The sequence below is a fragment of the Flavobacterium defluvii genome, from assembly GCF_900129555.1.
Classification (GTDB): domain Bacteria; phylum Bacteroidota; class Bacteroidia; order Flavobacteriales; family Flavobacteriaceae; genus Flavobacterium; species Flavobacterium defluvii.
Map to the genome: position 1 here is coordinate 79,855 of NZ_FQWC01000001.1, position 11,683 is coordinate 91,537.

Here is an 11,683-nt window from a genome sequence, read left to right on the forward strand (position 1 = left end):
ATGTTAAAAAAAGGATCCAAACTAAATAGTATTTTAACAGGAAGTTGTCCAAAATGCCAAAAAGAGAGCATGTATTCAGACAAAAATCCGCTTCATTTGACTAATGTTCTAAAAATGAATGATCATTGTAGTCACTGCGGATTAAAATATCTAATTGAACCATCTTTTTTTTATGGGGCAATGTATGTTAGTTATGCTTTAAATGTAGCCGTCGGAATTGCAGCATTTATTATTTCGTTTGTCTTTTTTGGAGCGAGCGTAAAAGATTCTTTTATAGCAATTGTTATTACATTAATTGTATTATTTCCTTTTGTTTTAAGACTCTCGAGAAATTTATATATCAACATGTTTATTTCATACGATCCTAAGGCCGGTCAGGAGTAAGAGATTTTAAATATCTTTTATGGAAACGTTTTATATCCGCTTCGCGGTCTATAGGTGTTCCATATTCAATATTATCATATAACATTTTTGCCAAAGCTGGTCCCAGCATTACACCACGCGTTCCTAATCCGTTAAGGAGATGAATAGATTTGTAGGCCTCATGAGTACCAATTAAAGGCCGTCTGTCAGCCACTGTTGGCCTTACTCCTGCAAAATGTTTTACAATTTCAAAATCGCAGGTAATAATCTCTCTAATTCTGTCTAATAGTTCCTGCTTACCTTCCTCGGTAGGAAGATCTGTTTTATCATGCCAGTTGTAAGTTGCACCTACTTTATACAAATTACCTCCAATAGGCAAAATAAAGACACTTGTATTAACAATAACATCTAATTTTAAATCTGGTGCATTTATTAAAAACAATTCACCTTTTGTTCCGTCCAAAGGCAGATAATTAAAATAAGGATTTTTATGCAGTCCAAATCCTTCTGCAAAAATGATATGACGGGCTTTAATGTTTTTATACTGAACTCCTGAATCAATAAAATCCAAAAAAGAGCTATGAAAAGATTCTTCTAAAAGTAAATTATTCTCCTTTAAATATTCTCTGTAGCTTTCCAACAATTGTCCGGTTTTAACATAGCCTGTATGCAAAACCTCTCCATAATCATACGGTGAATCAATACTCTGGTATTTTTTAGTAATCAGTTTTGTAGATAAAAAAGGAGCTAAGTTAATTTTATCAGAAGCTGCAAACCAGTTATTTTGTTCTTCGATTGAAAAAAACTTTCGAAGAATAGGCATTTTAAAATTGAATTTTTCCTGTAGTTTATCTTCCACTGTATTATAGAACTCATTCATTAAAACCAAATGTTCTTTGGCGTTCCATACTTCACTGAAACGTTTCAAAATAACCGGATTGTAAAGTCCTCCCGCAATTCTCGAAGAATTTTGCGATTTGTCGTCAATAACTAAAATTGATTTATTGTTTTTAAGGGCAACTTCAGCAAAAGAAATTCCGGCCAGTCCAGATCCGATGATTAAATAATCAAGCATTGTGTTTGTAGATAAATGAAAAAAAACTCTTCTACAAAGGTAGTAAGAGTTTTTCTTATAATTTGATTAGATCTTTAGTAGTTCCACATGTCTTCTTCAAAATTGCGGATTTTCTCTTTAACCCTTTCTGATTCTAACAGCTGATTTTGTGCATTATCTTTCATATAATCTTTAATTTCGCGATCGCCATACATATTTTCTTCTTTGTAAATTATGGCGTTAAAACGTCTCGAATTTAATATTTGATCGAATGAAATTGGCATTGCAGAATTGCTGTCGTTAAATGCCTTTCCCTGATGCAGTACTTCTCTGGCATTTGGAAAGAAAACCCAGAACAATTCTATATAATCCTTTTCGTCGCTGTTCATTGTGTAAACATCGGGTGTAACAGGACAAATTCCGAGTAAACGGTATTTAAGTTCACTCTGGCGTTTATCAAAATACCAATATCCTTTTATTTTGTACTGAGAAACATCTGCAGCTGTTAGATCTTGTTTCAAAATATATTCTGCAGGAACAGTTCTAGTAGGCCCTATTGTTTGATCAACATACGTAACAACTTTCTTTTTTCCGGTACCCGTAACAACTTTTTTCTTCACTACACGTGTTTTATAGTCATCCGGATATTGATTAATAAGCTCTCTCCCGGCGTCAGTAGTATCAATTCGGGAAAGCGCACCCTGAATATCTTTTAGAGATTTTTTGGTATTGAAATAACTATCAGAATACACTTCTGTAATTTTTCCTGTTCTAATACCTTTTGTCAGTACATCATAAAGAGAACGCCTGTCTGATCCAATATTAGCAGTGTCCACAGGAAAGTATAACGGAAAATTAATTTTTTCATTTAAGTCAATAATTTCCCAAACTGTTTTTCCCATCAAAACATCTCTATCATCTACATAACCATAAGCTAAAGGCTTATCATTATCAGAAATTAATTGGGCTGGAGTTTTTAATCCAATCTGATCAGCCGTTTTTGCATTAAGCAGATTAGATTGCGCATTAGAACTAATAAAGCAGGCTGTAAATACAATAACCGTTAAAAAAACTTTCACTTTCATCATAATATTTTTTATAATAAAACCAAACGCAGTTTGTTATTATTTATTGTAATTTTCTTACAATTTAATATGTCTATAAGAACGAAAATAATTTGTTCATGAATTGAATCCTACAATAAAACTTACAACAAACTACAAAACAGAAAGTTACAAAAAAAAGTAATTACTTTAAAAAAAATATTAATTCTCTTAATGAAATGAAATATTAAAAATAAAATTAAATCTCTTTTAAAATATCAATTCTCTAAAAACAAAAAACTCTTACTACAATGTAGTAAGAGTTTTTATATATTCCTCAAGTCAAAGACTTAGTAGTTCCACATATCTTGTTCAAAGTTGCGAATCTTCTCTTTTACTCTTTCAGATTCTAACAATTGATTTTGAGCGTTGTCTTTCATGTAATCTTTAATCTCACGATCTTGATACAAGTTTTCTTCTTTATAAACAATCGCATTAAAACGTCTTGAATTTAAAATCTGATCGAAAGAGATTGGCAGTGCTGAATTGGTATCATTGAAAGCTTTTGCTTCATGAAGTACCGTTCTTGCATTTGGGAAGAAAACCCAAAACAATTCGATATAATCCTTTTCGTCGCTGTTCATCGTATAAACGTCTGGAGTTACAGGACAAATTCCAAGTAAACGATATTTTAATTCACTTTGACGTTTATCAAAATACCAGTATCCTTTAATTTTATACTGACTAACATCAGCAGCTGTAAGATCTTGTTTCAAGATATATTCAGCAGGAACAGTTCTTGTTGGTCCAACCGTTTCATCTACATAAGTAACAACTTTCTTTTTACCAGTACCTGTAACAACTTTTTTCTTCACAACACGTGATTTGTAGTCATCAGGATATTGGTTAATAAGTTCTCTACCAGCGTCTGTTGTATCAATACGAGACAATGCACCTTCGATGTCTTTCATAGATTTTTTAGTATTGAAATAACTATCAGAATACACTTCAGTTATTTTACCTTTTTTAACGGCTTTCGTCAAAACATCATAAAGTGAACGTCTATCAGAACCAATATTAGCAGTATCTACAGGAAAGTAAAGCGGAAAATTGATTTTCTCATTTAAGTCAATAATCTCCCAAGTAGTTTTTCCCATTAAGATATCCCTGTCATCTACATAACCATAAGCTAAAGGCTTGTCATTATCAGAGATAAGCTGCGCAGGAGTTTTAAGCCCAATTTGAGCCGGTGTTTTTGCATTTAGCAAATTCGATTGCGCATTAGAAGCAAAACCTCCAGCGATAGAGACAATAGCTATTAAAAAATTTCTTACTTTCATCGTGGTATCATTATAAGATATGAATGTAGTTTACACTACTAATTATTGTATTTCGTAAATTACCGGAGCAGTTCTTGGTAATAAATAACTACCAGCTCCAACAAGTTTAGTTTTAATTTCAGAAATAGTAACTTGGTCTCCTTTACCAGCTCTTGAAAGAACTTGTTTACATTGTGCATTTAATCTGTTTCCTGTAACAACAACTGTAGGCTGTCCAGCAATTTTCATATTAAATCCAACAACATCTAAACCAACTTCAAAATCAAAATCAAGTAATTTAGCACCAATAGTAGCAATTTCTAAGTTAGATCTAGGACCTTTAACAACTCCCATCTCACCTCTAATTGTTCCTGTTGGTCCAGGAATACCTTTAATTCTGAATGTTTTCTTATCTGTAACTTTATCACCGTTTGGTAATGTTCCTGTAACAGAAATTGTAGCTTCTGTACCAGAACCAGGGCTCATGTTATATTTTCCAGGTTTTCCAGCTGAAGATAATCCAGGAGCACTAGCTTGTACTTTGTTATCAGCAACACCAGCGAACGATACAGAGATTGGGTTAACAACTCCTCTATATACTACGTTCATTTTATCAGCAGAAATTGTAGCTGAATTTGGTCTTGGAACTACAACGTATTTTCCAGCAAATTTAAGCGGAATGTTTTTTCCGTCCTCTAGGAATGTAAATTGTCCGTTGATGTTTTGTTCTCCAACTCCACCAGCAGTTAAAGAGATAACCGCTTGTCCGTTTACGATTTGTCCAGGACCTTGGAAAGAAGTTGGTTTTGTGTTTTCGTCATAACGACCTAAAACTACTTTACCTGTAACTTTTTCTCCTTGGAAATAAGCATTTTTGTCTAAAACTACAATCGCTTGGTAGTTGCTGTAAGAAGCTGCCTGAACCGCCGCTTTTCCTAAAGCACTGTTATAAACATCAGTTTCTGCTTTTTGAACGTCATTCTGCCAAGCTGAAAGTTTAGCAGCAGATGCAATTGCTGGGAAACCTTTAAAGTGGTAAGCTAAGTATTTTTCTTTTATACCTTCTTTGTTTTTAACGTCAGAAACATCAAATTTCTTCTCAACTTCTGCAATAATGTTAGCATATTTTTTATCAGTTCCTAAAGCTGCTTTAAAATCAGCTTTATATTTCTGAATTCTAGCAATGATTTCATTACCTTTTTTAGTGTAACCGTCTCCTGTAAACCAGTCATCGATGTTATCACCTCTGTCCATAGCTTCGTAAGGCAATTTACCAGTCTCTTTATCAACTTCAAACCCTTTAATAGATTGAGCTTTTAAAGTTCCTAAATATGCATAAAAATCTTTCGAAATAGCTTCAACTTTATGAGCAGTTGCAGCTGCTACAGCAAACTCTCCTTTTGCCTCAGATGCTTTTTGATCCAAAGCTGTTAATAGAGAGGTATTATTTGTAATTGATGTCGTATTTGAAGCTTCAAATTTTTCGTTAAATAAACCAAAACCTGAAATAACTTCTTTTGATACGTTCATTGCCAACATTGCGATGAAAACCAGATACATCAGGTTAATCATCTTCTGTCTAGGGGTTAATTTTCCTCCTGCCATTTTTTTCTAATTAGTTCTTAATTAATAAATGTTATATTTTAGCTAAAAACTAATTATCCTTTGTTACTCATTGCAGAAAGCATTCCACCGTAAACGCTGTTTAAAGAAGCGATGTTTGCTGTCATAGAAGCCATTTGCTCTTTTAATTTAGAAGCGTTTTCAGCGATTTCAGTATTTGCTTGTGCATTTCTTGAAGCGCTTTCTAATTGTACTTTATATAAACTGTTTAATGATTCCATTTGTGCAGCAGCAAGAGATAACTCTTCAGCATATTTCTTTTGTCCTGCGATTGAATCTACAGTTGGAGAAATTGCTTTTGCAGCTCCTTCGAAATTTTTGATGCTGTTTCCTAAACTTGACATTAATTCACCGTCAATTTTAGCTTCTTTTAAAATTGCATCTAATTTTTGAGATAATAAACCTTGGGCATCTGTTGATTCAACTTTATCCTCTTTTTTTCTAGCCTGTCCGTTCGCTAATTCTGGGTAAACAAGAGTCCAATCTAATTCGTCTTCAACTGGTTCAAAAGCAGATAACGCGAAGATTAACGCCTCAGTTAATAAACCTACTGAAAGCATAACTGTTCCTGTTAATGGTCCAATTTCAAAGTGAGTAATTTTGAATAAAGCTCCAACGATTACTACTGCCGCTCCCATACCATAAGCGAAATTCATTGCTTTTTTACTTAATAATGCCATAATAATTTTTTTTTAGGTTTTAATTTTAAAATAGATTCGATTTGGTTATTGTATTGATTTAATTATAAATTACTATTTCTTTTTTCCGCCTCCTGTTACTTGAGTTCCCATGTAATCTTGTACAGTTCTGAAACCTATATAACTTCTGGCTGAATCAGCATATTCGTGATCACGAGTACTTACTTGTAGGAAATAAGCAACGTCTTTCCAAGATCCTCCGCGAACAACTTTTCTTTGGTTGTTTCCATCAATTACGTTAGGGTTCATTGTAGAAACATACTCGTATGCATTTGGATTATAAGCTGAATCTGTCCACTCAGAAACGTTTCCTGCCATGTTATATAATCCGTAACCATTTTGTTCGTAAGATTTTGCTTCAACAGTATATAAAGCTTCATCAGCTGCATAATCTCCTCTGTTTGGCTTAAAGTTAGCCATGAAGCAGCCTCTGTCACTCTTAGTGTAAGGACCTCCCCAAGGATATGTAGCAGACTCCAGACCTCCTCTTGCAGCATACTCCCATTCTGCTTCTGTTGGAAGCCTGAAAGCATTAACTAAGTCACGTCCTTTTTTCTTAGATTTAATATAGCTGTTTTTATTCAAAGTTCTCCATGCACAAAATGCTTTAGCTTGTTTCCAGGTTACACCAACAACAGGGTAGTCTCCGTAAGCTTTATGCCAGAAATAATCGTTGTGCATTGGTTCATTATATGAATATGAGAAATCTTTAATCCAAACTGTTGTATCAGGATAAACATTAACCTGCTCAGTTTTAACGAAGTCTTTTCTTTTTCCAACTTTAGCTTTTGCAGCAGCCTGAATATCCATCCAAGAATAACGGAATTTCAATTTATTTACATCAATTGTTCTTAAACCATTATACGATTCTTCAATTGGTAAATACATAGAATCCATTACTTCAGCATAATATTCATCCGGATAAGCCTTAGTATCTCTAATTAACTTTACTTTTTTGTTTAATTTTCTACCAGCATAAGGATCATCTTTTGTTCCTACGCTATAGTAGTTATCATACATATATTTATCATACGCCGTCATTTTATCAGGCTCAGAATCATTAAATGCATAATCAGCAATACTTCCACCTTTACTTCCTTTACCGCCAGTGCTTTTTTGTCCTGTTTCATCCGCTAAAATAGCAAGACGAACTCTCATAGTAGAATCTTTTACCCATTCTACAAATTGACGATACTCACTGTTAGTAATCTCAGTTTCATCCATATAGAACGAACGAACTGTTACTGTTCTTGTTGGAGCATCTTCTACATTAGCTAAATCAGCATCACCTTTACCCATAATAAAAGATCCACCCGGAACTAATGTCATTCCATACGGTTTTTCGGGATGCCATTTCCCTCCTGTAACACCAACTAATTCACCTTTGTCACCTGACTTACCACAGCCGATTACTAGTGTTAACATTGCTGCAAATGCAATAAACTTCTTCATATAAATTTGGGATTATCTATTCATTATTAAAAGTCCGTAAACGTATTTATTATTTATCTAAAAAACAATACTACTTGCGAAATTTATTTTACCGTCCAAAAATAATGTTAAATAAAATAAAAAAAAAATATTTCATCGATAAACTGATTAAAAAAATCGACGTAAAACGTTAAATTTTATAATATATAAACCTTATCTTACTAATTTTTTTAACTTTTTTTTGAAAAAACTTAAAAAATTAAGATTTTTATTAAAATTTTCTTTTACAAAGCGTTTTTTCGCTGTGCTTTCCACCATCTTTCTGGCAATTCTTGATTACAAGCGCTCAAATATTCTTCATAAGAACACGGTAATAACGTGTTTCTTTTTAATTTATTGCTGCCGTTTGTTTCGAACGGAATTTCAATCCACCAACGCTCTGTTTTGTCGCTTTTATAAAAAACCAATTCTTCTTCTTCAAGAGGAACAATATATTTTAAATAATTTGTTCTGCTTCCAAAAGGATATTCTTTTGAACGATAGTGATATCCTTCTATAAAATACCAAACTATCTGAGCTGTAATAGGTGCTTCTGAAACTGTACTATTATGATTAAAGACTCCGAATGAAGACACCTTATCACTAATTCCTGCATATCTCGCCAAAGAACAAATTTCTTTTCCATTGAAACCATTTGGCTCAAAAGAAATTGTATTTCCTGAATCTGAAGACTTTACCGAATTTAAATCTATACTAACTAAATCAGCATCTCTAAATACCGGTTCCGCCAATGCTATTTTATTTGAAATCTCGCCTAAACGGTAAGCATCAAAAAACAATTTTTCAATTAAATCAATTTCTTCCTGTGAATTATAATAAGTCTGATAACCTATATTACAGTAATTAAAAAGATTGTTTGGCTCATCAATTATGATTTTTGTTAAATAAGAATTAGCCGAAACCGCTTCGTTTTCTTTACCAAAATCAAATCTGTTATCTACAGAAACCAGATTAACCATTTGCTCTAAATCATCATAAGCACGATACAAAGCATACGTCAAATCCTGCGAACCTCCCAGAACTATAGGAATGACTTTATTTTTAATTAATGCAGCAGTTACCTTCTTAACTGCAAAATAAGTATCCTCTACAGAATCTCCGGCAAGAATATCTCCTAAATCGGCAATGGAAGCATCCCAATTACCCGGAAACATCCCGTAAAGCTTTTTACGAACAGCATTTAGATTAACTTCATTAACCATGTTAATATTGCGTCGATCCTCTAAAACTCCAATAATTGCAATATTAATTTTACTGATATCCGGAAATTGATCCTGAGTATGCAAAACAATTTTACTTCCCAGTTCTTGTGAAGACAATGAACTAATGAATTTTAAAATTCCGTCATTTAAAGGCTCTAGAAAATCAAATTCCATTCTTTATTTCTTTTTTGCTGCTGTTTTTTTTGCCGGTGCTTTTTTTGCTGTTGCCGTTTTTTTAGCCGCTGTCTTTTTAGCCGGTGCTTTTTTCTCAATCATTTCCTGAACTTCGGCCAATGTTAATTTTGTTGCATCAACATCTTTACTTAATTCTATTTTGATTTTCCCTTTTAAAATTACAGAACGTCCCCAGCGGGCTTTTTCAACAACAATTCCTTCTTCTTCCCAATTATGAAGAACTTTATCTATATTTTTTTGTAATTTATCTTCAATCAGTTCTTCAACATCAGCCTGAGATAAATTATCAAAATTGTATTTTTTACTTACGTTTACAAAAAGACCATTCCATTTAATGAAAGGACCAAAACGCCCTACTCCTTTTTGTACGGCTTCTCCTTTATAAGTAGCAATTGGAGCATCTGCAAGGGCTTTTTCATCAATTAACTCTTGCGCTCTTTCTTTGGTAACACTTAAAGGATCTTCTCCACGAGGTAACGAAATAAATACACTTCCGTGACGAACATACGGACCATAACGACCGTTGCTCACTTCTACTTCTTCTCCTTTATAATCTCCTAAATTTTTAGGAAGTAAAAATAAATTTAAAGCTTCTTCAAGTGTGATATTTCCAATATTCTGATCTGCCATTAAGCTGGCAAACTTTTTATCTTCGTCATCTGCTTCTCCAATCTGCGCCATTGGCCCAAATTTTCCTAAACGCACAGAAACCTGTCTTCCGTCAGCGTCTTTTCCTAAAATTCTTTCACCACTTTCGCGTTCAGCATTTGCTTCAACCTCTTTTACATTTGGGTGAAATTTATTGTAGAAATCCTGCATCATAATTGCCCAGTCAATATTTCCCTCGGCAATTTCGTCGAAATCCTGTTCTACTTTTGCAGTAAAATTATAATCCAAAATATTTCCGAAATTCTTAACCAAGAAATCGGTAACAATAGTTCCAATATCTGTAGGAACTAATTTTCCTTTGTCTGAACCTGTATTCTCTTTCAGAGTCTTTTGAACTACTTTACTATTTTGCAATGTAAGCTGTGTATAGTTACGCTCAACACCTTCAAGAGTACCTTTCTCAATATAATTTCTATTGATGATGGTAGAAATTGTTGGTGCATATGTAGACGGACGACCGATACCTAACTCCTCTAATTTTTTAACCAAAGATGCCTCAGTGTAACGTGCCGGCGGCCTTGAATATCGTTCTGTAGCTGTAATATAGTTATTAGCCAGTTTTTCATTTACTTTTAAAGCCGGAAGCATTCCTTCTTGTTCTTCCTCATCATCGTCATGACCTTCTAAATAAACTTTTAAGAAACCTTCAAAAAGTAAAACTTCTCCTGAAGCCGTAAAAACTTCGTCATGATTATCAGCTTCAATTTTTACGTTTGTTCTTTCAAGCTGTGCATCGCTCATTTGAGATGCTAAAGTTCTTTTCCAGATCAAATCATACAAACGAGCCTGATCACGGTCAATATTTACTGTATGACGAGACATATCTGTAGGACGAATTGCTTCGTGCGCTTCTTGTGCACCTTTACTTTTAGTTGCAAAAGTTCTCGGTTTTGAGAATTCTTTTCCGTAAGATTTTATAATTTCTGCTTCAGCAGCATCCATTGCTTCTTTTGAAAGATTTACAGAGTCAGTTCTCATATAAGTAATAAGTCCTGCTTCGTATAAACGCTGTGCTAACTGCATTGTAATTCCAACTGGTAAATACAATTTTCTTGCAGCTTCCTGCTGCAATGTAGAAGTTGTAAAAGGTGCTGTTGGAGATTTTTTGGTAGGTTTAGTTTCTAAATCGGCTACCTTATATTTAGAACCGATGTTTTGATTTAGGAAATCTTCGGCCTCTTTTTTAGTATTGAAATTTTTAGGCAGTTTTGCCTTAAAGGCTTTTCCGCCTTCGTTTACAAATTCTGCAACAATAGAATAGGATGCTACTGCATTAAAACTTTGAATTTCGCGTTCTCTTTCTACAATTAAACGTACAGAAACAGATTGTACACGACCAGCAGAAAGTCCTCCTTTTACTTTTCTCCATAAAACCGGAGATAATTCATAACCTACTAAACGATCCAGAACACGACGTGCCTGTTGCGCATTTACTAAGTTATAATTGATTTCTCTTGGATTATCAATTGCTTTAAGAATAGCAGATTTTGTAATCGAATTAAAAACAATTCGTTTGGTTTTTTTTGTATCAAGTTTTAATTCTTCCGCCAAGTGCCAAGAAATAGCCTCTCCCTCGCGGTCCTCATCGCTCGCTAACCAAACCGTTTCGGCATTCTTAGATAGTGATTTAAGTTTAGTTACCAAGGCTTTTTTATCGGGAGAAACTTCATATTTAGGTTTAAAACCATTCTCAACATCTACCCCTATTTCCTTTGATGGTAAGTCGGCTATGTGACCATAACTTGACTCCACCTGAAAATCGCTGCCGAGAAATTTCTCGATCGTTTTCGCCTTTGCAGGTGACTCCACTATTACTAAATTCTTTGCCATTGCTCTTATTTTCTGCAACAAAAGTATTTATTTTTTTTAAATATTAACCTTGTGATTGAATTTTTGAGGTATTTTGATATTATGAAACTTAAAATTGCAGATTTATCTGTAATATTCTCGATTATATATATAGGTATAACTTTTAACGAAATAAGTCCGTCAAATTCTTTTATTTGAGATTGCTGATTTGAGATTT

The 11,683-nt window shown here is 33.6% G+C and carries 9 protein-coding genes; 1 reads left to right on the forward strand and 8 read right to left on the reverse strand.

Annotated elements, in window-relative coordinates:
* The gene (locus tag BUC29_RS00330) at window positions 1-384 is read left to right on the forward strand and encodes a DUF983 domain-containing protein (protein WP_073412319.1); all 384 of its coding nucleotides are present in this window, start codon (window positions 1-3) and stop codon (window positions 382-384) included.
* Here BUC29_RS00330 and BUC29_RS00335 read toward each other — a convergent pair.
* From BUC29_RS00335 to topA, 8 genes are all read right to left on the reverse strand, one after another.
* Window positions 365-1,438 (reverse strand): NAD(P)/FAD-dependent oxidoreductase, encoded by a 1,074-nt coding sequence (locus BUC29_RS00335; RefSeq protein WP_073412321.1) that lies wholly within the window; start codon window positions 1,436-1,438, stop codon window positions 365-367. The genes BUC29_RS00330 and BUC29_RS00335 overlap by 20 nt on opposite strands.
* Window positions 1,439-1,512: 74 nt before the next feature.
* Window positions 1,513-2,502, reverse strand: a complete 990-nt coding sequence (gene porN, locus BUC29_RS00340; RefSeq protein ID WP_073412323.1) for a type IX secretion system ring subunit PorN/GldN — start codon at window positions 2,500-2,502, stop codon at window positions 1,513-1,515.
* Between the two features lie 308 nt (window positions 2,503-2,810).
* Window positions 2,811-3,800 (reverse strand): type IX secretion system ring subunit PorN/GldN, encoded by a 990-nt coding sequence (gene porN, locus BUC29_RS00345; RefSeq protein ID WP_073412325.1) that lies wholly within the window; start codon window positions 3,798-3,800, stop codon window positions 2,811-2,813.
* 42 nt (window positions 3,801-3,842) lie between these two features.
* On the reverse strand, window positions 3,843-5,384 hold the full coding sequence (gene porM / locus BUC29_RS00350; RefSeq protein ID WP_073412327.1) for a type IX secretion system motor protein PorM/GldM: 1,542 nt from the start codon (window positions 5,382-5,384) through the stop codon (window positions 3,843-3,845).
* 53 nt (window positions 5,385-5,437) lie between these two features.
* Window positions 5,438-6,082 carry a type IX secretion system motor protein PorL/GldL gene (gene porL, locus BUC29_RS00355; RefSeq protein WP_073412329.1) on the reverse strand — a complete coding sequence of 215 codons (645 nt, stop codon included), beginning with the start codon at window positions 6,080-6,082 and terminating at the stop codon, window positions 5,438-5,440.
* 72 nt (window positions 6,083-6,154) lie between these two features.
* Window positions 6,155-7,552, reverse strand: coding sequence for a T9SS ring complex lipoprotein PorK/GldK (gene porK, locus BUC29_RS00360; protein WP_073412331.1), 1,398 nt, complete (start codon window positions 7,550-7,552; stop codon window positions 6,155-6,157).
* 263 nt (window positions 7,553-7,815) lie between these two features.
* Entirely contained in the window at window positions 7,816-8,967 is a 1,152-nt protein-coding gene (locus BUC29_RS00365; RefSeq protein WP_073412333.1) for a formimidoylglutamase, read from the reverse strand.
* A 3-nt stretch (window positions 8,968-8,970) separates the two neighbouring features.
* Window positions 8,971-11,487 (reverse strand): type I DNA topoisomerase, encoded by a 2,517-nt coding sequence (gene topA, locus BUC29_RS00370; protein ID WP_073412335.1) that lies wholly within the window; start codon window positions 11,485-11,487, stop codon window positions 8,971-8,973.
* Between the last annotated feature and the right edge of the window lie 196 nt (window positions 11,488-11,683).